The following is a 23,233-nucleotide window of genomic DNA, read 5'->3' on the forward strand; positions in this document are numbered from 1 at the left end:
CCCCTAAGGTTTATGCGATCTTAAGGGGGGATCCCGAGGATGAATGCACATAGTTCAATCATGGCCGACGACCTCATCCGTGAGATCGCCGATGTCGAAGTCGCGAACGCGCCGAACGCTCGTCAATTGACCGGACTGAACCAGTGGTTCATGGCTAAGTCGTTGGCGACAAAGGCCAGGATTGCCTCGTTCTTTTCACTTGGCGGAATGACCGCGATTGCGATCCTTGCACAGTTCGGATTGTTTTTTCCGTCCTTTGCGGCAACGGCGCAGATACTGATTATATCGATCCTCTCGCTCGCACTGGTCGGCGGAATTGCCAGCCTGCGCTTCGTGCTGAAACACGTTATCGAACCCTATCTGAAAGTGAGCGACGACATGGCGCGTCTGGCCAGGGGAGAACGCGACTTCGAGGTGGCCAATACCGATCGGATCGACGAGATCGGTGAACTTGCGCGTTCCTTCGAGGTTTTTCTCAGGTCAGGCCACAAGCTCGACGAACTCTTTGCTGCTCGCAAAGCGAACGCGGAAGCGCGCAAAGCTGAGTTGATGCGGATGGCCAATGAATTCGAAAGCGGGATAGGCGATGTCGTTGGCGGTGTCGCCGCCGCTGCCAGCCAGCTCAATGCTACGGCATCGGGCATGGCTGCGACTGCGGAGCAAGCATCTAGTCAGTCGCAGCTCGTCACATCCTTGATGGAGCAGGCCAATAGTGGAGCAACCGCCGCAGCCGCGGCATCGGATGAATTCGCCATGTCGATCGGCGAGATCAGCCGTCAGGCCTCGCACTCGGCAGACCTCGCCCGTCGAGCCACCGACGCGGCGAACGGAGCGGACGAGACGATTTCCACCCTTGCCTCCTCGGCAGAGCAGGTCGGTCAGATCGTCGAACTCATCCAGTCGATCGCCCAGCGCACTAACCTGCTTGCGCTCAATGCCTCGATCGAGGCTGCGCGTGGTGGAGAAGCCGGACGCGGCTTTGCCGTCGTCGCGAGCGAAGTGAAAGAGCTCGCAGCGCAGACCAGTCGCGCGACCGAAGAGGTTGCCGAGCAGATCCGCACCATGCAGCATTCGACAGGGGCGAGCGTGGGCGCTTTGCGGTCGATCGCGGAACAGATCAAGGAACTGGAAACGACCGCCATCTCGATCGCGAGCGCGGTCGATCAGCAATCGGTCGCCGGACAGGATCTGGCACGGAGCATAGACCTTGCCGCACGTTCCACCGACGAAGTGTCGGCACATATCGACGAGGTGCGCGAGACGAGTCTCGCTACCGGCAGCGCAGCCAGTCAGGTTCTCAATTCAGCTAGCGAACTGGAAGGTCAGGCAAGCGCCCTCAAGAGCCGAGTGGACGCATTCCTCGGGCAGATTCGGGCAGCCTGATTCGGTTGCAGGGGCAAACCGCAGATGACGGTGCGTAGCTGGGCCGGCTCTGTCTCTACCGGTTACTCCCACCAATAGGGTCTTCGGCGCGCAGTACCCGTCTCAACCTCGTTCATGGTGCGCGCATCGTAAAGCCGCCCACCGAGCATGACGCGATCGATCTTGTCCGAGTTGCGGATATTCTCGCTCGGATCGGCGGAAAGCACAAGCAGGTCGGCGAGCTTGCCAACCTCCAGGCTGCCGATATCCTGGTCCATGCCCAGCGATTTTGCCGGCTCGATAGTGCCGGCCCGCAGAGCCTCTACAGCCCTCATCCCGCCGCGGGCGAAACTCCACAGCTCCCAGTGCGCGGCAACCCCGGCCTGCTGGCCGTGTGCTCCGATGCTCACCTTGACACCGCGATCGGCAAGCTTCTTGGCCTCGCGCGCTGCTTCGTCGTCGACGAAGGCCCAATCGGGAGCGGTGATCCTGCGCGCGGTTTCCGCAATCAGCTGACGCGGCGGGGTGTGGACCATAAGCGGATTGTCGAAGACGTCGGTCGCCTGCCGCCAGTAGGGATCGCCGGCAAGACCGCCATAGGTCACCACCAGAGTAGGCGTGTAGTTCGACTGCGAGCCTTCCCAGAATTGCAACACGTCCTCGTAGAAGACCTCGCCCGGAACATTGTGCTCGATGGTCGAATTGCCGTCCGCAATGAGGTTCATATCCATGCCGAACAGCGATCCGCCCTCGGCCACGACCAGCATGTTCTCGGCGCGTGCGGCCGCGACGACCTGCTGGCGCTGTTCGCGCCGGGGCTGGTTGTAGTTCTTGATCGAGATCCCGCCTTGCGCCTTGATCCGCCGGATATGCGCCAGCGCATCCTCGTAGCTGTCGATCCGGGCATATACACTCGGTGCCTTGGCCCCGTACACGATCTCCGCGGTCGAGAAGATCCGCGGGGCGAGCAATGTTCCAGCCTGCTGACGCTCCGCAGCCGAAAAGATCATGCTGGCGCTGGACGAAGGATCGTGGATAGTCGTGGTGCCCATGGCCAGGTTCTGGACCAGCGACCAGTTCTGCTGCGGCACGAGGTCGCCCTCACCCTGCGGCCCGTGCGCGTGTGCATCGACGAGGCCGGGCATGATCGTCTTGCCGCTCGCATCGATGACCGTGGCACCCTGGGGCACCTCAATCGACGAAGCCGGGCCGATGGCGGAAATCCGATCACCGGTGATGACTATGGTACCATTGGCGATTTCCCCCGCGCCGTCGCCGGCCATGGTGAGAATTTTTCCGCCGGTAATAGCCACGGTTCCGCGCGGCTTGTCGGCAGCAACAGTGCGCTCGAGCGATGTGCCGCTGGCGGGTGCGGCGAATTTCGGCGCATCCTTGTCCTTCGGCGCGCTCGCAAACATCGAGGCCACGCTGGCGCGATAGAGGACCGGGCCCATCGACCAGGTGAGCATACCGCCGTCTTCGGTCCAACCGATATAGTCGGCTCCGCCTTTCGAAGCGCGGACGACCGGCAGAGAGCTGGCTTCCTCGCCTACCGTCACTGCCTGCCCACCGGGCAGCAGGGGCATGGCGAAGGCCTCGTAATTCTCGCGGAAAGCGACGAAATCGCCGCGCGGGCTGACATGATATTCGGTCGCTAGTTCGCCTTCGGCATGAACCTGCCGCGCCTCGCCATCGAGATCGGCGGAAAGCAGTTGCAGCTTGTTTTCGTTGCGACCGAGCATGAAGACGCGATCATTGTCCGCTCCGAACTGCGGTCTTGTTGTATCCCGTGCGATGAGAACCGGTGTGCCTCCCGAAGCACTGACGCGATATACGCCCTCGTTCTCGGAGAATTCGGGGGAGGTCAGATAGCCGCCCGAGCGTTTCTCGAACACGATCGCATTGCCGTCGGGCGAGAAGCGGGGATGCGCGTAGTGACCTTGCATGCGGGTAACAGCACGGCTGTTGGAACCATTGGCATTCGCTGTCATGATCTGGCCAAGGCCGCTATCGGTCCAGCGAACATAGGTCAGCCGCCGTCCGTCGCGCGACCATGACGGCCACAATTCGAGCGCGTCGTCGTCAGCGGAGGTCAGCCGCCTGGCAGTGCCGCCGGCAACGGGTTTCGCATAGAGCTTGCCAAGGCTTTCGAACACCACCGTGCGCCCGTCGGGCGACACACTGGCGAAGCGCGGGATCCTGGCCGCGAAACTGTCGGGCGAAACGGGTATGGCCGGATGCGGTGCATCGGCCACGCCGCGCGTGTCGTCGATGCTGAACGGAATGACGCTGGCTCCGCTGCCATCGGCAGCCACCCGCTGCAATTTACCACCGGCCCACAACACGATGGAATTGCCGTCCGGCGTCCAGTCCATCAGCGGATAGAAGCCGTGGACGGCCCAGGTTTCCTGCATGTCCATGTCGAGATCGCCATAGACCATGCGCTGCTCGCCACTGGTCAGATCCTTGACCCAGAGTTCGGTCCGGTCCTTGTCGCGGCGGATGAAGGCGATACTCCTGCCGTCGGGCGAAGGTTGCGGACGCACCGCGCCGCCATAGCCGCTGACCGCCGTGGTCACATCGCCCGTCGCCAGTTCGTAGCGCTCGATGGCAAACGTACCCTGAGTGGAATCCTGGGCATATTCGAAGATCGGACCGGGGGTCACGTTGCGCGAATAATACACCGCCTGGCCGTCCGGCGAATAGACGGGCTCGCCCAATTCTTTCTGCAGGGTTTCGCTCGCCCGCTTTACCAGCTGGACCCCGCCCCCGCCGGAAACGTGGTAGATCCAGATCTCGCCTGTGCCGAGCGAGCGCTCGGTCGTGAAATGCTTCTTGGCCACGATATAATTGCCGTCGGGCGACCAGCTCGCCTGGTTTATGAGGCGAAAATCCTCCTTGGTCAGCTGGCGCTTGTCCGCGCCATCGGCGTTCATGATCCAGATATTGTCGCCGCCGCCCCGGTCCGAGGTGAAGGCAATACGGCGCCCGTCGGGCGAAAAGCGCGGCTGCACTTCCCATGCCAGTCCCTCCGCAACGCGCGTGGGCGAGCCACCCGAAATCGGCATGGTATAGATATCGCCGAGCAGAGAAAAGGCGAGCATGCGTCCGTCGGGCGAGACGTCGACGTCCATCCATGTGCCTTCATCGGTACGGATCGAAACCTGCCGGATGTTTGCTCCGCGTGGGGCCATGACATCCCACTTTTCCTCGTCCATGTCGGCGGCAGCAGGGTTGGCGGTTGCCGGAGCTGCCTGCACCGCCTGACCGCTGCCTTCCGCCGGGCCGTCCTCGGCAGACGCCTCGACCTCCTGCTCTTCGACCGGGTTCGGGCTAGGTTCGGGCTGCTGCGCAAAAGCGGCCTGGCTCGCAAAAAGTACGGCAAGGACGGAGGCGATACTGGTCTTCACGGCGGTCTCCTGAAGGCGAAAGTCAGCGCACGCTGGCGCGTTCGACGAGATGGACTGCGACCCGTCGTTCGGGACGGTCGTGTTCGGCGGCAAGCGCTGTATCGATCAGCAGCATGCCGGCCTGGGCGAAATCGGGTTCCACAGTGGTCAATGGCGGGGCGCTGAATTCCCCCGAACCTAAACCATCGAAACCGATGACCCCGACATCTTTGGGTACGGAAATGCCGCGCGAAGCGAGTTCCTCCAGCGCGCCCAGCGCCATCGCATCGCAGGCGAAGAACAAGCCGTCGAACCCCGCGCCACCCTCGACGAGCTGGACGATGGCGTTGCGGCCTTGCGAAACGCGGTCCTCGCCCTCGCTGACTACAGCGTCCGCGGGGGCCAGTCCTGCGGCTTCCATGGCACTGCGGTACCCCTCGTAACGCTCGCGAAACTGGCGCTGGGACGATGCCGTGTCGCCGACGAAGACAACCTGTTTGGCCCCACTTCGGACAAGCCTCTCTACGGCAAGCCGTCCGCCGTCGCGATTGTCGGACCGCACCCACAGGCTGTCGTCGAAGGGCGAGCCCCAGAAGGCCATTTTGCCCGATTTGTCGGCACAGGTTCGAAAATAGGTCCACGCGGCCTCGTTGGTCGCCGTGCCGATGATCACCACGCCGTCTGCCTGCCGCCGCGCGACGTAATGCCCGAAGAACTCTTCGGGCTTGGCCTGAAAGGATACCAGCGCCTCGTATCCGCGCTCTGCCGCGGCGGCGCAGGTGCTGCCCAACAGACTGTAGTAAAAAGGATTGATCGCTGCCGGCCCCTGGCTTTCACGACCGATGACGACGATTGCAATCGTCCCGGTCTCTCCCCGTCGCAGGCCAGCCGCGCGAGCATTGACATGGTATCCAAGTTCGTCGGCGGCCAGTTGTACCCGGCGGCGGGTCGCCTCGGTGATCGTTTCGCTTCCCGACAGCGCTCGACTAACGGTCGACTGACTTACTCCGGCCCGTTCGGCGACATCGATAGAGGTTACCCTACGCATCCCGGGCTTATCGCTGTTAGTCATTTTTTACAGGCTCTCCCCTATGATTGTCGCCCTAACGCAGGCGTTTGGCGAAAGCGAGAGCGAAGCTTTTCTTGTGCGAAGACCTTCGTGATCGCCAATGCACGTCAAGGGGTAGAACGAGGGCCGGGAATGTCCGTGGATCATCGCAGGGAAGCGCGCCATGTAGTCACGGTTGCGGGTCGCTATCGCCCGCGACAGGGTGGTGCACGCGATGTCTGGATAAAGGACATTTCGGAATATGGCTGCAAGTTCTTCGACCGGTTCTCTGTACTCCAGACCAATTCGGCGATTCTCGTGAAAGTCGGCAATGTCGGACCAATCCCTGCCGACGTGAAATGGCGAAAACAGCACATCGTCGGGGCCGAGTTCGAGCAGCCTCTGCACCCTAGCGTGCTGGACCATATCATCCGCGAGATGGACCAAAGCGAAAGATAGGCGAGGGTGTCTGCCGTGAACCTGAAGAACACTTAGGTTGCGCACTGCAACCGAGACTGGCGCTTAGGCGAAGTCTGGGTTACGTTCTCCTCACTTGGGAGAGCAAAAATGAAAAACATGGCCACCGATTTCGACGTGATGATCGTGGGTGCGGGGATTTCCGGCATCGGCATGGCGGCCCATATGAAAGAGAAGGCTCCGAACCACGGCTTCGTTATCGTCGAACGACGCGAAAACCTTGGCGGAACCTGGGATCTCTTCCGCTATCCCGGCATCCGGTCGGACAGCGACATGCACACGCTGGGCTTCGATTTCGAGCCGTGGAAGCATGAAAAATCGATAGCCGATGGCCCCTCTATCCTCGAATATCTCGATCGCATCGTCGACGAACGCGATATCCGCAAACATATCCGTTTCGGCCACAAGGTCCTCGCTGCCGACTGGCAGGAAAACGAGGCGCGCTGGCACGTCACGCTGGAAACTTCCGATGGCGAAAAGAAGCATCTTACCGCCAACTGGCTGTATCTCGGCTCAGGATACTACGACTATGACGAGCCCTACGATCCCGGCTTCGACATCGGCGAATTCGAAGGGCAGGTAATCCACCCACAGTTCTGGCCCGAGGATCTCGACTATGCAGACAAGCACGTCGTCGTCATCGGCTCGGGTGCAACCGCCGTCACCATCGTCCCCTCGATGGCCGACAAAGCGGCCAGGGTCACCATGCTTCAGCGCACGCCCACCTGGATGTTCAGCCGCCCGGCGAAGGATGCGCTGGCCAATTTCCTGCGCAAGATCCTGCCCGAAAAAATCGCCTATCGGATGACGCGGTGGAAGAATATCACCTTGCAGGACTACAGCTTCAAGATGGCGCGCAACAAGCCCCAGAAGGTGAAGGACGGTCTGCACAAGCGCATCAGAAAATCGATGGGGCAGGATTGCGACCTGGCTCCCTTCACCCCGCCCTACAATCCTTGGGAACAGCGCCTGTGCCTCGTACCCGACGATGATCTGTTCGAAGCGATGAAACGCGGCAAGGCCGATGTGGTCACCGGCCGGATCAAGGCTTTCGAGAAAGGGGGTGTGCGCCTGAACGACGACAGCTTCCTGCCGGCCGACATCGTGATCACCGCCACTGGCCTGAAGCTTGCTGTGGCAGGCAAGATCGCCCTGTCGAAGAACGGCCGGCCGATCGATCTGGCGCAGCATTTCTACTACAAGGGGTGCATGTTCTCGAACGTGCCGAACCTGGCGGTGGTGTTCGGCTATCTCAACGCGAGTTGGACTCTGCGAGCCGACATCAATTCCGATTTTATCTGCCGCGTCCTCACCGAAAGCAGGGCCAGGGACGCAGACGTTGCCGAACCGGTGCTGTCCCCGCAGGCCGCGGCGGCAATCGAAGAGGACGACATTTTCGACTTCTCTTCCGGCTACATCCAGCGCGGCAAGCATATCATGCCGCGCAACGCCGTGGCCTATCCCTGGCGGCTCAATCAGGAATATGTCCTCGACCGCAAGCGTATGAAAGAAGATCCGGTTGACGATGGACTGCTGGAATTTCGTCGTCATGGGGCCAATGCACGCGGAGCCGACGAGCAGCTCGAAGCTGCGGAGTAGCAATCGCGCGCATGCCGCGTTACGCCACCGTCCATGACCGAACGCATCTACACCGCCGGACTCGTCGTCATCGGCGACGAGATCCTGTCCGGCCGCACCCACGACAAGAACATTGCGCAGGTCGCAAGCTGGCTCCAGGTGCAAGGTATTCGCCTGTCCGAAGTGCGCGTGGTCCCGGATGTAGTGGAGCGCATCGTCGAGGCGGTGAATGCGCTGCGCGAAGCCTATGACTACCTCTTCACCACGGGCGGGATCGGTCCGACGCATGATGACATCACGGTCGACGCGGTAGCCGAAGCGCTTGGCGTTTCGGTGATCGTGCATCCCGAGGCGCGCGCAATTCTCGAGAAGTATTATACCAGCCGCGATCTCGAACTGACCGAGGCGCGATTGCGCATGGCGCGCGCGCCCGAGGGGGCGGAGCTCATCCCCAACCGCATGTCGGGCGCGCCGGGTATCAGGATCGGCAACATTCATCTGATGGCGGGCGTACCTCACATCACGGCGGGAATGCTCGACGCGCTGACCGGGACGCTGGAAGGCGGTGCACCGCTGCTGAGCGAGACGATCGGTTGCTGGACGCCCGAGAGCGAAGTCGCCGATATTCTGCGGCAGGTGGAAAAGGCGCATGTGGACTGCCAGATCGGCAGCTACCCCTTCTTCCGGGAGGGCAGGGTGGGCGCAAACTTTGTCATCCGCTCAACCGATCAGGCCGAACTCAAGAGCTGCGTCGACAGCCTCTGCGACGGGCTTGCGACCGCGGGGTTCGATTTTACCCCCGGCGGAATCTGAGCAAGCCTTTCCCGTTGTATAACACCCCGATAGGACAGGGGCGGAGGCGTTAGCGACGCATGGAATGGCTCTTCATCTTCGGCCTCGCAGGAATGGTGGCCTTCCTTTGGAACCGGCTCGACCGCGCCGAAGAGCGCCTTGCAAGGCTCGACGACCTGCAGGATCGCATGCTCGACATGATGCACATCATGCAGCGCCGGCCGGTAGAGCAAGCCGCGGATCGTGCTCAAACCGTCGAACCCGAGCAGGAGGCCGATAGCCGGCCGATCTCCGTCCCGACCGTCGCCCTGCGTCGTGGCGAGGATGAGACCGTGTCCCAGCCTGTGCAGGATGAGGAGCAACCTGCGCCCGCAGCTAAACCGGAGCCGGAGCCGGCGAGCATCGAGGAAGCACCCGACCAGCCGCTCCTCCGCGGCTTCGGTTTCGACCTGGAGGACGTCTTCGGCCGTCGCCTGCCGATCTGGTTGGGAGGGGTCACGCTCGCCGTCGCAGGTGTCTTCCTTGTCCGATATTCGATCGAGCGCGGCCTTATCACTCCGCTGTTCCGCGTCATCATGGCCTTCCTGTTCGGCGGGGCGCTGATCGCAGGCGCCGAAGTCGCCTACCGTTTCCGCGAGAAGGTGGCGGACCCGCGCGTGGCGCAGGCGCTGGCGGGTGCCGGGCTCGCAACGCTGTATGCCGGGTTCTACCTCGCGGGCACGCAATACGGGCTGATCGGGCAGACGCTCGCTTTCCTTGGGCTTGCGGCGGTGACCGCCGGGGCAATCGCCTTGTCCTTCCGCTTCGGACTGCCGAGCGCAGTATTGGGACTGGTCGGAGGGTTCGCTGCCCCGGCCCTTGTTGGCGGTGAGGAAGCCAACCTCCCATTGCTGGCGCTCTACCTCGGCCTCGTAACGGGCGGGTTGGTCTATGCCGGTCGCCAGCAACAGCGCGAGTGGATGGGGATCGCCGCGCTGGTCGGCGGCCTCGGCTGGGGCGCCGTGCTCCTGCTGGCCGGCGATCCGGGCTTCACCGAAGTGCTTGCGCTGGGCCTCTATTTCGTCGTTCTCGGCGCGGTCATGCCGGCGCTGGCCGATGCCGGTCGGTTCGAAACACCCTTGCGCCTTGTCGCGGCACTCGTGGCGAGCGTACAACTGGCGATGCTCGTCGACCAGGGCGGCTATTCGCCGCTCGCTTGGGGGCTATACCTGCTGCTCGGCGCGACACTCGCCTTCTTCGGCTGGAAGCGCCCCGAGATGCGCGAGGCCAATGGGATCGCAGCACTGGTCGGCACGTTGCTCTATGCGCAATGGGACCTAGTCCTGCCGAGCGATTTCGTCTGGGTCGGAACCGCGCTGGCTGCCCTCTTCGCGGGCGTGCCCCTCGCTTTCCTGCGCAATGGCTCGGACCGGATCGTCGACCGCTTGCAAGTCGCGCTCGTTCCGCCTGCGCTGGCCGCCGTCGCCTACGGGACCTTCGGCGATTTCGAAGCCGACGCCGCCGAATGGTCTCTGGCCATCGCGAGCGGTGCGCTGTCGCTGTTCCCCGCCGCAGGTGCGTGGCTGATCCGCAAGCGCGAGGACCGGCGCTGGTTCGCGGGTCTTACCGGCTCCGCAACCGCGCTCGGTTTCGCGGCGCTCCTCATGGTTACGCCGGGCTGGAGTGCACCGCTGATGGCCGCGCTGGCATTGACCCCGGCCTTTGCCCTGCTTCATCGCGTCGGCGACACCGCCATCGCCCGGCTATGCTCGATCGGTGCCGTTGTCGCGCTAGGCGCGCTGCTCTCGACCGGAGCATTTGTCGAAGAGGCAGCGCTGCTTGGCGGAGATGCCGGTGCAACGGTGGTCTGGCAGGCGATGCTGCGGTGGGTCGCCGCGGCCGCACCGTTCGCTGCGCTGGCCATCCTCGCTCGCGAACCGGCGATACGTCATAGCGGCGAGGTGTTCGCCGCGGCGCTCGCTTATGGTGCCATAGCGCAAGTCCTGCCCGCCGATATACTGCCATGGGCTGCTGCTCTTGGCGTCTTCGCGATCTGGCGCTTCGCAACCACGAGGCACGCGGCGCAGGGTATGCTTACCTTTATTGCCTTCTGCTGGGCGTTGGTCCCTTTGTTCGCCTGGCTCGGCGCAGGACTTGCTTCGCTGGCAGCCGATCCGGTTTTCGTGACCGACCTGCCCTCGCCCAGATCGGTGGTGACGCGCATCCTCCCGCTTGCAGCGGCGCTGGCAATCCTGCCGTCGCTGCGCGGTATCCGGGCTTTCGCGGACCTGCAGCCGGCATGGCTTGCAGCGCCCTTCCTGCTCGTCGCGGCGCACGTGATGTTCAAGCAAGTGCTTGCCATAGACATCGAGACGCGCTTCGTTTCGCTGGGCCTCGCCGAGCGGACGATCTGGGAAGCACTGCTGCTCGGCCTTGGCTGGCTTGCCTCTGCCGGCCTCGCCCGCTTCCGGCCACAGCGCGGGCTGGCCGTGGCGCTCGCAAGTGCCGCGCTGCTCCACTTCGCCATCTACACCGGCTTGCTGCACAATCCGCTATGGGATCGCCAAGCGCTCGGCCACTTGCCGGTCGCGAACCTTGCGCTGGCCGCTTACGGCGTCGCCATTGCCGCCGCGATCCTGCTGCGGCGCTGGATGGGCGGGCGGATGCGCATCGCCCTCGAAGGCGCCGCGATAGCCCTGTCTGCCCTCATGGTGCTCACCCTCTTGCGACAGGCGTTTGCAGGATCGGTGCCGGCGGGCGTGCCAATGTCGCAGACCGAAGATTTGATGCGGAGCCTTGCGGGCATCCTGCTTGCGCTGTTCTACCTTTTCCTCGGCAGCCGCCTCGGCGAGCGGAGCTGGCGGGTCGGCTCGCTGGTCCTCATGCTGGTGGCGGTGGCCAAGGTGTTCATCGTCGATGCCGCCGGTCTCGAAGGCCTGCTGCGCATCGCGAGCTTCATGGCGCTGGGCTTCAGCCTGATCGGCATCGGCTGGGTCTATTCGCGGCAATTGCGGAGCACGCCCGCGCCCGCAAGAGCGTCACAATGAGAAAGGGCCGGAGGTTTCCCCCCGGCCCGTCTCTTTCTGCACTACCGCCTTCGGCTATTTGAGCGCGAACCGCCCTCAAGTAGCGAAGCGATAGGGCACAAGCTAAGCCCCTTCGACTTCCTCGAGGCTGACCTTCAGGCCCGGACCCATCGACGAGGTCAACGTGACCTTGCGGACATACTTGCCCTTGGCGCCCGACGGCTTCGCCTTGACGATGGCGTCGGTCAAAGCCTTGAAGTTCTTCTTCAGGTCTTCATCCTTGAAGGACAGCTTGCCGATGCCGCTATGGATGATGCCCTGCTTCTCGACGCGGAATTCGACCTGGCCGCCTTTGGCGTCCTTGACGGCCTGCTCCACGTTCGGGGTGACCGTGCCGAGCTTCGGGTTCGGCATCAGGCCCTTGGGGCCGAGCACCTTACCGAGGCGACCGACGACGCCCATCATGTCCGGCGTGGCGATCACGCGGTCGTAATCGAGGTTACCGGCCTGCATGTCTTCCATGAGGTCTTCGGCGCCGACCTTGTCCGCACCTGCAGCAAGAGCCTTCTCGGCGTTGTCGCCCTTGGCGAAGACCGCAACCTTGACTTCCTTGCCAGTGCCGCTCGGAAGCGACACCATGCCGCGGACCATCTGATCCGCGTGGCGCGGATCGACGCCGAGGTTCATGGCGACTTCGACGGTCTCGTCGAACTTCGCCTTGTGTTCGCGCAGCGTGGCCAGAGCCTCGTCAACGCTGTAGAGCTTTTCGCCGTCGAGCTTGGCGACGGTCTGCTGCTTCTTCGTCTGCTTTGCCATGATCTTAGCCCTCCACCACGTCGAGGCCCATCGAACGCGCGCTGCCTTCGATGATCTTGGTGGCCTGTTCGATATCGTTCGCGTTCAGGTCGGCCATCTTGGTCTGAGCGATCTCCGCGAGCGCCGAACGTTTGATGGATCCTGCCGAAACCTTGCCCGGCTCCTTCGAGCCCGACTTGAGCTTGGCAGCCTTCTTGATGAGGAAGCTGGCCGGCGGGCTCTTGGTGACGAAGGTGAACGAACGGTCGGCATAGACGGTGATCGTCGTCGGGATCGGCATGCCCTTTTCGAGGCTGTCGGTCGCGGCGTTGAACGCCTTGCAGAATTCCATGATGTTCACACCGCGCTGACCCAGTGCAGGGCCGATAGGCGGGGAGGGATTGGCGATGCCAGCAGGCACCTGCAGCTTGATATAGCCGTCGATCTTCTTGGCCATGAATGGCCTCCTTTCTCACTGTTGCCGCGGCACTTTCGAACCGGGGCTCATGGTAAGCGGTACAACGGTTCGCCTGGGCGAACCTCCCGCACGGTTCCCGAATATGATTTGGGAAGCGCGCACATAGCGGCTCTCGCTCGAAATGCAAGCGGTCGTTTCGTGTGGTATTTTTGTCGATGGCTGGTCGTAAGCGGCCTTTTTAAGCTATAGTGTTGACCAGATGAGAGGACTTGGAAGGATGCTCGCCTTGGCGGCGCTGTTATGCGCCGGCGCTGGGCATGCGCAAGACGCGGCCGGAATACCCGGCAACCTGCCCAAGCCCCCAACTGCCATTCTTGACGAAACGCTCGCCATAGGCGGCGAAGAAATCGAAGCACGAAAATTTGCCAGCCGATTGACTGTAGAAACCTACGTGAATGGCGAGGGGCCATTCCGCTTTGTCGTCGATAGCGGAGCCGATACATCTGTCGTCGGAGAAAGGCTGGCAGGGCGCCTCAGCTTGCCGTCGGGCGATGCGGTGCTGCTCCACGGCGTCACCGAAAGCCGTGTCGTGGACAGCGTCATAGTGGAATCTCTGAGGCTGGGACCGACAACAACGACCGATCTCGAACTTCCGGTTCTTGACGAGAGAGATCTCGGCGGGGACGGCATGATTGGCCTGGACGCGCTGGTTGAACAGCGGCTGATGATGGATTTCGACGAGCGCATAATTACGGTCGACGATGCCTTTACGCCCGCACCGTTCAACGATCGCATGATCGTTGTTAAGGGACGGCTTGATCGGGGTCAGCTTATTCTGGCGGAAGTGGAAGTCGACAGGCTAGACGTCGAAGCGGTCGTCGATACCGGCTCCGAGATTACTATCGGCAACACAGCGCTGCGCGACCGGCTGAAGTTGCGGCGCGCAGACCGGCTCCGGAAAATCAAGGTCTACGGGGTAACGGGGGCCATGATGGAGGTCGATTTTGCGGTGGTGAAGAAGCTGAAGCTGGGCCCGATACAGCTGTACAACGTCCCCATCGCTTTCGCCGATATCCCGCCGTTCGAAGTGCTGGGCATGCAGGATGAGCCATCGCTGCTGTTGGGCACCGACCTCATGGAAAACTTCCGTCGCGTTTCGCTCGATTTCAAGGATCGAAAGGCACGCTTCCAGCTCAAGAAATGCGCCAACTCCGCCGTGAAGATTCGAACCTCGGAATACGCTTCGCGTCTCGGCGCAGACCGCTCGTCTGCTTGCAGCTAAGTCGCAATCAGGATCGCACCCGGACGATCGCGAACGGAATTCGGGACGACCGGCAGGGGCCTCTCCCATACCGTCGCAAGCGCCAGACTACTTGACCAGTTCGACCTGTTCGAAATCCAGTTCGACCGGCGTCGCTCGACCGAAGATCGAAACCGAAACCTTGACCTTCTGCTTGTCGAAATCCAGTTCCTCGACGAGACCGTTGAAGCTGGCGAAGGGCCCGTCGAGCACCTTGACCTGATCGCCGATTTCGTAATCGACATGGACGTCCTTCTTGGGCGCCGACTTGGCTTCTTCCACCCCGCCGAAATAGCGCGCCGCTTCCTTTTCGGAGATCGGCTGCGGCTTGTTGTTGTTGCCGAGGAAGCCGGTCACCTTGGGCGTGTTCTTGACGAGGTGGTAGATATCGTCGGTCATGTTCAGCTTGGCCAGCACATAGCCGGGCATGAACTTGCGTTCGACCTGCACTTTTTTCCCGCGCTTGACCTCGGTAATCGTCTCGGTCGGAACCTCGACCTCCTCGACGCCTTCGGACAGCCCCAGGCGATCGGCCTCCGCGATGATCGAATCGCGAACCTTGTTTTCGAATCCGGAATAGGCGTGGATGATGTACCAGCGTGCCATGTGTTCTTAACTACCCTGTCGAATTGCGGCTCAGGCGAGCGTCAGCAGCCAGCGCACCACGGCGCTGAACAGCGAATCAACGCCGAGGAAGAAGAGCGAGAGGATGACCATCATGATGAACACGAAGATCGCCGTGCGTACCGTTTCTTCGCGCGTCGGCCACACGACCTTGCGACCTTCGGCCTGCACCTGCCGGAGGAATTCCGCCGGGCTGGTTTTCTTCTCTTCTGCCATGCTCACGTCTCTCGCGCAAAAAATCGTGCCGTCTTCCGCCACGTCCCGTTGAGGTAGGGTCTCTCGCCGCCCCGGTTCAAGACCGGGAGGGGCTTTTATCGATCCCAATGTCGGAAGACGGCGCTGCATCTAGTCCCGCGCGCGTCAAAAGGCAAGCCGGGGACTGGCGTGAAAGCCCCCTTTGCAAGCGCCATCGGCGCGACTAGCCTGCAAGCTTTCCAGTAAACGGGACGCATGAGGGGGATTTTCGTAATGGCGACAAGCCAGACACCTGGTCTAGGCGAGCGGCTGATCGAGCCGGTCACCAACATTTCCGATTTCATTTGGGGCGGGACATGGAATGGCGAGGCGGTGATCCCCTTCCCGCCACTCGCCATCATCCTCCTGGGTGTAGGCCTGTGGTTCATGGTCGGCCTTCGCTTCTATCCCATCGTCAAGCTATGGTCGGCAATTACCGGCCTGTTCGCCGGTCGCAAAAGCGAAGGTGCGGGTGAAATCTCCCCCTTCGCCGCCCTCTCGACCGCGCTTTCCGGACAGGTCGGCACGGGCAATCTGGCCGGTGTCGCAACCGCGATCGCCCTCGGCGGACCCGGCGCGATCTTCTGGATGTGGATCACGGCGCTATTCGGCATGGCTCTGGCGTTTGCAGAAGGATCGCTTGCCATCCGCTACCGCGAAAAGACTTCGGACGGCGTCTATCGCGGAGGTCCGATGAGCTACATCATGATGGGCCTCGGTCCCAAATTCACTTGGCTCGCGGTCATTTTCTGTCTTGGCACGCTGTTCTCGGCACTGGTGACTGGCAATTCGATCCAGGCAAATGCCATGGCCGATGGGATGAACGAGTTGTTCGGCTTGCCCGAATGGCTCGGCGGCCTGCTGACGGCAGGGCTTGTCTTCATCGTCATCATCGGCGGCATCAAGTCGATCGGCAATGTCGCTGAAAAGGTCGTGCCCTTTATGGCTGCAACCTACATCGTAATGGCCGTCATTGCACTGATCCTCAATTTCGGCGACCTTGGCGAGACGTTCGGGCTGATCTTCCATGGCGCGTTCAATCCACAAAGCGCGGTCGGCGGCTTCACCGGAGCAGCGATCATCATGGCAATTCGGGCGGGCGTCGCGCGTGGCCTGTTCTCGAACGAGGCAGGTCAGGGCTCGACCCCGATTGCCCACGCGGTCGCGCAAACCAACGATCCGGAACAGCAAGGCCGCATGGCCATGCTGGGCACATTCATCGATACGATCGTCATCTGCACCATGACAGCACTGGTGATCCTGACCGTGCGCGGCGAGTTCACGGCCGCGGGCGAACCGGTCCTCCACGCCTGGCAGTCCGATAGAGTCGGGTTCGAAATGACCAGCGGGGCCTTTGCCGCAGCCTTCCCCTACGAGATCGCGGCTGTTCCGGTGGGAACGCTGATCGCCTCGATCGCATTGATCCTGTTCGTCTTCACCACACTGCTGACCTGGAGCTATTACGGCGAGCGCGCGATCACGTTCCTCTACGACCGGGTGAAGGGTTCGGGCCGCACGGGCGAAAAGAAGCTGCACATGGCCTGGCGCGTGTTGTGGTGCGTCGTGATCTTCATCGGTGCGGCACAACCGAGCGAACTGGTCTGGCGTCTCGGCGATATTTCAAACGCGGCCATGGCCCTGCCCAACCTCTTGGCTCTGGCCCTGCTAAGCGGCGTCGTGTTCAAACTGGCCCGGGGTCAGCGCGATGCCGGCCCGACGCATACGGCGGACACTCCCGAGGAGCCCGAGGAATACTGATCGCCGCGGGGCACACAAACAAAGGGCCGGGTGTCTTTCGACCCCCGGCCCTTTGTTTGTACATGACCGAAATCTCAGCGAAGGCCGAACAGACGGGCCAGAAAGCCGGGCTCTTCCATGGGCAAAATCTTCCCATGCGCCTGATAGCGCAACGAACCGTCGCTATACGGTTTGGGCTTCACCCAGCGATCGGGACTGCTACTGCGAAACGACAAGCCGGACATGGCGCATCTCCATGAAAATGTGTTTCTTTGTCTTACCGAATTAAACTCTATTGGTCCGGCGCGGTTCCCGACGGACGAGTGCCGCGGCTCCATACGAGTGCGAGCAAGGCCAGCGCCGCGAACGGCATCAGATTGATCCCCAAAGGAAATGCCAGCGCACGGGTCGCGTAGGGCGCGAGGTACAAAATAACGAGACCCAGTTTCTCGAACGGCCTGAAACCCCGTTCGAGGCCTTGCACAACCAGCCACAAAGTCGGGAAGACCAGGAACGCCAGATCGTAATTGAACAGATAGGGAGAGGCGAGCGCCGTGGCCGCCAGAACACTCGCGCCGGTAGCCTGGACGTCGCCGTCGAACCGGCGCCACGCGAGAACCGCCGTAGCCAGCGCCGCCAGTGCCGACAGTCCACCGGCTATCGTGGCTGCCGTATCTCCCGCCAGCAAGCGCGTCTGCGAAAAGAAGGTGCTCATCCGCAGCAGGAAGTCCGGATTTATGCCCTCCAGGAGTGCTCGGCTCGCCCGCCAGCTGGTGGCGTATTCCGCGAGGATACCGCCCCCGAAAGCGATCATGGAGGCCGCAAGGAGCGCTATCGACGCAATACTCGCCGCCAGAAATGCCCGCCACTTGCCCCCCGTCGCGAACCAGAACGGTGCCAGCACAGCGAGATGGGGCTTGATGACCAGCGCGCCTATCGCCGCGCCCGACAAAGCCGGTCGCCGGCCGAACTCGTGCGCCGCCAGGACGAGCAGGGCGCCGGTCAACAAGCCTGTCTGCGCGTGCGTGGCCGCTATGACAGCTCCCGGATAGGCGATGACCAGCGGCCATAGTCGCGGGAAAGCGCGTATGCTCATCCACGCCCACAGGCTCCAGCCCGCTGCGACCCATGCGATCCAGGCGAGCGGGAACGGCATAGCGCCGAATGGCGCCGCAACGAACAGGAACGGCGGCGGATTTACGAAGGCGAACCACCCTTCGCTACCGGTGCCGGTCTGCACCCGCTCCTGCACGGCAAGATCGTAGGCGGCCCCCGGATCCCCCGCCACCGTCACATGACCGGCCCCCCAGAAGGCGAGGAAATCGGTCCCATGGGAACCCATCGCCTTGATGTAGGCATCGACCAGCACACCGGCACCTGCAATCGCGAGCAGTATGGCGTAGCCGCGCACGCGTTCGCGCGTCAGCCAGTCCGCCTTGCGCAGCCAATCCATCGGCGTCTGTCACTCCATCGCGATAAAGCCCGCCATGGAGTTAGCGTGCAGACAGACGTCTAGCCAGTTGCGCCGAGCCGCAATCCCCGCCCGGGCGCCATCAGCCTGCCTTGGCCGCGATCCAGCCGTCGATCTTGGCTTCCAGCACCGGCATCGGCAGGCTGCCGGTATCGAGCAGTTGCGCATGAAATTCGCGAATGTCGAACCGGTCGCCCAGTTGCTCTTCCGCCTTCTTGCGCAATTCCTGGATCTTGAGTGCCCCGACCTTGTAGGCCAGCGCCTGGCTGGGGATGGCGATATAGCGTTCGACCTCGGCCACCACTTCGGTCTCGGTCATACCACTGTTTTCCAGCATGAAATCGATCGCCTGCTGGCGGGTCCAGCCCTTGGCGTGAAGTCCCGTATCGACCACCAGTCGCATCGCGCGAAGCTGTTCGTCCTGCAGCGTGCCATAGCGGTTCCATGGGTCGTCGAAGAAGCCCATCTCATAGCCCAGCGTCTCGGCATACAGCGCCCAGCCCTCGACATAGGCGGTATTGCCGCCGAAGCGCATGAAAGCAGGCAGATCGGTGTTTTCCTGCGCAAGGCTGATCTGGAAGTGATGCCCCGGCGCACCTTCGTGCAGATAGAGCGTGACATTGCCGGTCGTGAGGCGGCTCGGCAGATCGTAGGCGTTGAAATAGAAGGTACCCGGGCGCGATCCGTCGGGCGCACCCGGACTGTACGAACCGCCCGCCTCGAATTTTTCGCGATACTCTTCGTAGGGCTTGATCTCCAGCGGGGTCTTGGGAACCAGCGAGAAATAATCGCCGATCTTCGTGTCCACCTGCTTGCCGATATCGTAATAGGCCTGCGTCAGCGCCTCGCGGCTTGCCGGCTTGAACTGTTCGTCCGTCCGGACGTAATCGAAAAACTCGTTGAGCGTGCCGTCGAAGCCGACCTCCTTCCGGATTTCCTCCAGCCCGTTCTTGATCCGCGCGACTTCGGACAGGCCCAGTTCGTGCAGGTAGTCGGGTTCGAGCGGCAGCGTGGTCGAATCCTCGATCAGGAATTTGTAGAGTTCGGCCCCACCCTTCATCTGCGACAGGCCAACGGTATCGCGGGCAGCCGCCATGTATTCGTCGCGCAGGAAATCGCGCAGGCGGGTGTGGGCTGCATACAACTCATCGGTAGCGGCCCGGTATTCCACCGTCAGCCGCGCTTTATCTGCATCGGAAAACGCCTCGGGGAAGTCCTTGACCGGCATGAAAAAGGGCGAGTCCTCGACCGGCATGGCCAGTTGGGTGTCGAGCTGGCTCACCACATTGCCGATGGTCAACTTCGTTTCGTAAACGCCGCTTTCCAGCCCTTCGCGAAACTTGCCGATGGAGCGATCGGTGATGGCGATATAGTCCTGGTGGCGTTTGAGGTTGTTTTCGTAATCCTCCACCGTCTTGAACGGCGCTGCACTCTGTCCGCTGGCGAAGTTCGGATAGAATGTGTGGAAGCCCGCCATGTGGTTGACCGGGCGCACCTCCGTGGCGGCCATGATTTCCGGCGCGAAGCCTGCCAGCGTACGCTGCTGGTTGTAGGAAAAGACGTCGTAGGCCAGCTGATCGGTAGCCGACAGCTTGCTGCGATCGATCTCGCCCAGCATGGCGATGTTCTTGGCATTGTCGGCCTTGCTGGCGGCAAGATATTCGTCGGTCATGTAGTCGCCCAGCCGATCGGCATAGCGCATGTCGCCGCGGAACAGGGCACCGATGGGGTTCAGTTCGAGTTCGCGTTCGTCCGCATCGGCAAAGAGCGCGAAAAGCTTGTCGTGCTCGCTCTTCGTAGCCGAGGCCGCCGCATCATCCTGTTGATCGCGCGCGAGTGTCGGGCCGGCTGCGAGAACGAGCGTGAGAGCGACACCCGAGGCGAGGGCGTGGCGGACGAAATTCATGGCGATTCCCCTGATACCTGTGTTGTCGCGGTAGAACACGGTGCCGCATCCGCGCGCAAGCGCCGCGTCCGACAAATGCCGGACAGCGTTCGACCGGCGCCTTGAAAGGCGATGCGGCAGCGATCGTCAGATGGCTATTCGATCACTCGCCCACGGACCATGACCCAGCCGACATTTTCGAGCGTGGCCGTATTTTCGATCGGATTGCCATCCACCGCAATAAGATCGGCGGAATAGCCGGGCGCGATGCGCCCGATCTCGCTTTCCATCCCCAGTACCTTAGCGGCACTGGTGGTCGCCGCGGCGAAAGCCTGGCGGTGGCTCATGCCCTGTTCGACCATGAGAGCGAATTCGCCCGCATTACGGCCATGGCCGAATACGCCGGCATCGGTCCCGAAGGCGATCGGCACGCCCCACTGCAATGCCTTGCCCATGAACACACGGGCGGTGTCGGCAACCTCGCGGACTTTCGCCTCGACCACCGGGGTGTAAACCCCCTTGCCGAGCCGCTCCGCGATCCCTTGAAAGGCCATCAGGGTCGGCACCAGTACGGTGCCGTTCTTCTTCATTTCCCGGGCGGCGGCTTCGTCGATATAGGTCCCGTGCTCGATCGTATCGATGCCCGCACGGCTTGCCGCCTCGATCCCACGGGCGCCATGCGCATGCGCCATCACCTCGAGGCCGAGCGAATGGGCGGTGTCCGCTATGCTCTTCATCTCGGCGTCGTTGAAATGGGCTTCGAGCCCCCGCCCCTGCTGACTCAGCACGCCGCCGGTGGCGGTAATCTTGATGACATCGGACCCGTTCTGGCTGGCGAGACGGACCTTTTCGGCGCATTCCACCGCGCCCGTGCAGGTAAAGCCGCCGTCGAGCACTTCGTTGACCTCGGGCCGGAAGCCGCTGACGTCGCCATGCCCGCCGACGATTGCGAGCGCCGGGCCTGCGGCGACGATGCGCGGGCCGGAAATCAGGCCTTCTTCGGTGCCCCGCCGCAGGGCGAAAGCGGATTCGGTACCACTGCCCGCTTCGCGTACGGTGGTGAAGCCCGCCAGTGCAGTCAGCCGGGCATTCTTCGCGCCGACGACAACGCCCCATTCGTCGGGTTCGACCGCTTCTTTCCAGAAGTCGCCGCCCGGATCGCCGGTCAGATGAACATGCAGGTCGACCAGTCCGGGGGACAGCGTCTTGCCCTTCAGATCGACGACGGTGGCACCGGCCGGAACATCGGAGAAACCGTCTTCTACGGAAGTGATCCGGCCATCGGTCACGGTGACGGTGGATTGCCCGCGCGGCGGACTGTCCGCATCGACGATCAACGCGCCGGCGTGAATGACGGTCGTGTCGGCCAGTGCCGGTGTGCAAACGAACGCCGCGCCAAGCGCAAGCAGTGCAGCAACTTTCATGTTCTCTCCCCTATTGTCGTCAGGCGATGCCCGCCAAAGCGGTCAAGGGCAAGCTTAAGCTGCGTCAGAACGTATACCCGATCCCCAGCGCGGCCGTCCATTGGTCCGCATCGCCGCGGATCGAGGTGAAGGGCGAGCGCTTGGCATCGCCGAGCATGCGCGAATATCCACCCAGAGCGATGATCGCCAGCCCGCCATTGGTCACGTCGCCGTCCAGATCCACCGCACCGAAAAGGGCTGCCCCCACGCTGTCGAAGCCGCTTTCGGCCTGAAAGGCGGGCAGCGCACCGCCGGCCGGGACCGAATAGTAGTAATCGGCATAATCGTCATCGACATGGGTGGCGCTCACGGAAAGGGAAACGGCCGTGCCGCGGCTGAGGGGCGTGAAATAGGTGACTGTCGGACTCAAGGTCATCCCGCTATGCGCACCTGCGACATCCCACAGGGCGTCGACATTGAAGCTCAGACTGTCGAACGGGTTGAGCAGTCCCGGGAGGCTGACCCCGACGGTCGGCCCCACTTCGACGGCGGTATCGAGTTCGCCATAGCTCTTGACCACGGGATCTTCGATCTGCGACGCCCGGTTGCGGTTGAGCTTTGCCGCGACGCCGGCCAAAAACGCCACTTCACCGTCCACGTCAGGGATGAAATCGAGCGCCAGACCGCCCGGACGCGGATTGATTCTCACACCGCCGAGGCTGCCCTGCACGATGGGGATGGGGGAAAAGACGTAATCGTCCGACCCTTTATAGCTGGGCCCGTAGACCGCGCCGGCGCCGACGCTCAGCCAGTCGCCGTCGAACACCGAGTCCTCCATAGCGTCGGCCCTCGCGTCGCTTTCACCGGTTTCCTGAGCGGCAGCGGACGATCCGCACAGAATTGCGGCAGCGCCCGCGGCGGCAAGAACAGCTCTCATGTGAATTCCCTCGATTTCGGTGTTTGTCTTCCAACACTTATCGCTTTGCGACGTTCCCGGAGCGCCGACGATAATGACTGCCTGCCGGGCATTGCGGCCTATACGCCTCAGCGATATGCAGCAGGCGTGAAAATATTCCTTGTTCTGCCAGCGATCCTGCTGTCCTCGGCCATTTCACCGCTCCATGCGGAAGTTGACGATTACCAACGTCTTGTCGACGCCTTCGCGTCCGAGAAATGGCTGATGGAAGACTTCGAGGCCGACGCGGCGGTGAAACTTGATATTGCGTATGAAGTTTCACCGGAGATAGTCGAATCCGAGCTGGAATGTCCTGGGATAATAGCGGCGATGACCGAGGCATTGATGCCCGCTCTTTCGCGCTGGCAACTGCGCGGCGTGCGCGAATACCGAACGGGTCTGCTTGACCTATTTCGCAACAGGCTCGATCCGGCGGATGCCGGACTAGCAGCGGACTTCTATGCCTCGGAAAACGGTCAGGCAATAGTCAAGCTTACCGGGGATAGTGCCAGTGTGGCGAATACCCAAAAGGATGTACGCTTCTCGGAGAATATGTCAGCTTCGGAAGAGGCCATTGCCGCCGACATGGAACTGGCTGCAAGCGACTGGTTCCAGCGTTTCATTGCGCTTAAGCCAGACATGGAACGGCTCGAACTGGAACTGTTGAACGGCGCATTCTCGGCGGAGGAGAACGCTGAAATGTACGATGCTATCGACGCGACGCTAACCGAAGAATGTTATTCCGCAACAGACTGAACTG

The 23,233-nt window shown here is 62.2% G+C and carries 19 protein-coding genes; 8 read left to right on the forward strand and 11 right to left on the reverse strand.

All coding sequences use genetic code 11. From position 1 onward, the window contains the following. Positions 1-60: 60 nt before the first annotated feature. Positions 61-1,383: a methyl-accepting chemotaxis protein gene (locus K3174_RS13815; protein ID WP_247712196.1), complete on the forward strand. Its 1,323-nt coding sequence runs from the start codon at positions 61-63 to the stop codon at positions 1,381-1,383. A gap of 62 nt (positions 1,384-1,445) precedes the next feature. Here the strand turns inward: K3174_RS13815 and K3174_RS13820 are convergent, their stop codons facing one another. Continuing rightward, on the reverse strand, positions 1,446-4,772 hold the full coding sequence (locus K3174_RS13820) for an amidohydrolase family protein (protein ID WP_425594438.1): 3,327 nt from the start codon (positions 4,770-4,772) through the stop codon (positions 1,446-1,448). Between the two features lie 22 nt (positions 4,773-4,794). Then, positions 4,795-5,823, reverse strand: coding sequence for a LacI family DNA-binding transcriptional regulator (locus tag K3174_RS13825; protein ID WP_221559593.1), 1,029 nt, complete (start codon positions 5,821-5,823; stop codon positions 4,795-4,797). 135 nt (positions 5,824-5,958) lie between these two features. Here K3174_RS13825 and K3174_RS13830 point away from each other — a divergent pair, with 135 nt between their 5' ends. The 4 genes from K3174_RS13830 to K3174_RS13845 all read left to right on the forward strand — a co-directional run bounded on the left by K3174_RS13830 (position 5,959) and on the right by K3174_RS13845 (position 11,672). Continuing rightward, on the forward strand, positions 5,959-6,258 hold the full coding sequence (locus K3174_RS13830) for a hypothetical protein (protein WP_221559596.1): 300 nt from the start codon (positions 5,959-5,961) through the stop codon (positions 6,256-6,258). 108 nt (positions 6,259-6,366) lie between these two features. Then, positions 6,367-7,875 (forward strand): flavin-containing monooxygenase, encoded by a 1,509-nt coding sequence (locus K3174_RS13835; protein WP_221559598.1) that lies wholly within the window; start codon positions 6,367-6,369, stop codon positions 7,873-7,875. A gap of 33 nt (positions 7,876-7,908) precedes the next feature. After that, positions 7,909-8,667: a competence/damage-inducible protein A gene (locus K3174_RS13840; RefSeq protein ID WP_221559599.1), complete on the forward strand. Its 759-nt coding sequence runs from the start codon at positions 7,909-7,911 to the stop codon at positions 8,665-8,667. A gap of 59 nt (positions 8,668-8,726) precedes the next feature. Then, entirely contained in the window at positions 8,727-11,672 is a 2,946-nt protein-coding gene (locus K3174_RS13845) for a DUF2339 domain-containing protein (RefSeq protein ID WP_221559600.1), read from the forward strand. Between the two features lie 102 nt (positions 11,673-11,774). Here the strand turns inward: K3174_RS13845 and rplA are convergent, their stop codons facing one another. Both rplA and rplK read right to left on the reverse strand, forming a co-directional pair. Beyond that, positions 11,775-12,467 carry a 50S ribosomal protein L1 gene (gene rplA, locus K3174_RS13850; RefSeq protein WP_221559603.1) on the reverse strand — a complete coding sequence of 231 codons (693 nt, stop codon included), beginning with the start codon at positions 12,465-12,467 and terminating at the stop codon, positions 11,775-11,777. A 4-nt stretch (positions 12,468-12,471) separates the two neighbouring features. Continuing rightward, on the reverse strand, positions 12,472-12,903 hold the full coding sequence (gene rplK, locus K3174_RS13855; protein WP_221559604.1) for a 50S ribosomal protein L11: 432 nt from the start codon (positions 12,901-12,903) through the stop codon (positions 12,472-12,474). A gap of 238 nt (positions 12,904-13,141) precedes the next feature. Between rplK and K3174_RS13860 the strand changes: the two genes are divergently transcribed. Continuing rightward, positions 13,142-14,146, forward strand: coding sequence for a retroviral-like aspartic protease family protein (locus tag K3174_RS13860; RefSeq protein WP_221559607.1), 1,005 nt, complete (start codon positions 13,142-13,144; stop codon positions 14,144-14,146). An 87-nt stretch (positions 14,147-14,233) separates the two neighbouring features. On the opposite strand, the gene nusG is transcribed toward K3174_RS13860, so the two are convergent. Together nusG and secE are read right to left on the reverse strand one after the other, a co-directional pair. Beyond that, positions 14,234-14,770 carry a transcription termination/antitermination protein NusG gene (nusG, locus tag K3174_RS13865; protein ID WP_221559609.1) on the reverse strand — a complete coding sequence of 179 codons (537 nt, stop codon included), beginning with the start codon at positions 14,768-14,770 and terminating at the stop codon, positions 14,234-14,236. 30 nt (positions 14,771-14,800) lie between these two features. Then, a complete protein-coding gene (secE, locus tag K3174_RS13870) occupies positions 14,801-15,004 on the reverse strand; it encodes a preprotein translocase subunit SecE (RefSeq protein ID WP_221559715.1) in 204 nt (67 codons plus the stop codon). A 252-nt stretch (positions 15,005-15,256) separates the two neighbouring features. Here secE and K3174_RS13875 point away from each other — a divergent pair, with 252 nt between their 5' ends. Then, positions 15,257-16,780, forward strand: a complete 1,524-nt coding sequence (locus tag K3174_RS13875) for an alanine/glycine:cation symporter family protein (RefSeq protein WP_221559610.1) — start codon at positions 15,257-15,259, stop codon at positions 16,778-16,780. A 74-nt stretch (positions 16,781-16,854) separates the two neighbouring features. On the opposite strand, the gene K3174_RS13880 is transcribed toward K3174_RS13875, so the two are convergent. From K3174_RS13880 to K3174_RS13900, 5 genes are all read right to left on the reverse strand, one after another. Next, positions 16,855-17,004, reverse strand: coding sequence for a hypothetical protein (locus K3174_RS13880; protein WP_221559611.1), 150 nt, complete (start codon positions 17,002-17,004; stop codon positions 16,855-16,857). Positions 17,005-17,051: 47 nt separating this feature from the next. Then, positions 17,052-18,212, reverse strand: a complete 1,161-nt coding sequence (locus tag K3174_RS13885) for a glycosyltransferase family 87 protein (RefSeq protein WP_221559613.1) — start codon at positions 18,210-18,212, stop codon at positions 17,052-17,054. 100 nt (positions 18,213-18,312) lie between these two features. Further along, complete coding sequence (locus K3174_RS13890; protein WP_221559616.1) at positions 18,313-20,136, reverse strand: DUF885 domain-containing protein; 1,824 nt, start codon at positions 20,134-20,136, stop codon at positions 18,313-18,315. Positions 20,137-20,270: 134 nt separating this feature from the next. Further along, positions 20,271-21,539: a metal-dependent hydrolase family protein gene (locus tag K3174_RS13895; protein WP_221559617.1), complete on the reverse strand. Its 1,269-nt coding sequence runs from the start codon at positions 21,537-21,539 to the stop codon at positions 20,271-20,273. A 64-nt stretch (positions 21,540-21,603) separates the two neighbouring features. Further along, complete coding sequence (locus K3174_RS13900) at positions 21,604-22,455, reverse strand: MipA/OmpV family protein (RefSeq protein ID WP_221559619.1); 852 nt, start codon at positions 22,453-22,455, stop codon at positions 21,604-21,606. Here K3174_RS13900 and K3174_RS13905 point away from each other — a divergent pair, their 5' ends adjacent. Further along, positions 22,456-23,229, forward strand: a complete 774-nt coding sequence (locus K3174_RS13905) for a hypothetical protein (protein WP_221559621.1) — start codon at positions 22,456-22,458, stop codon at positions 23,227-23,229. It abuts the gene before it with no gap. Positions 23,230-23,233: the final 4 nt, after the last annotated feature.

Source organism: Qipengyuania qiaonensis, from assembly GCF_019711515.1.
GTDB lineage: Bacteria > Pseudomonadota > Alphaproteobacteria > Sphingomonadales > Sphingomonadaceae > Qipengyuania > Qipengyuania qiaonensis.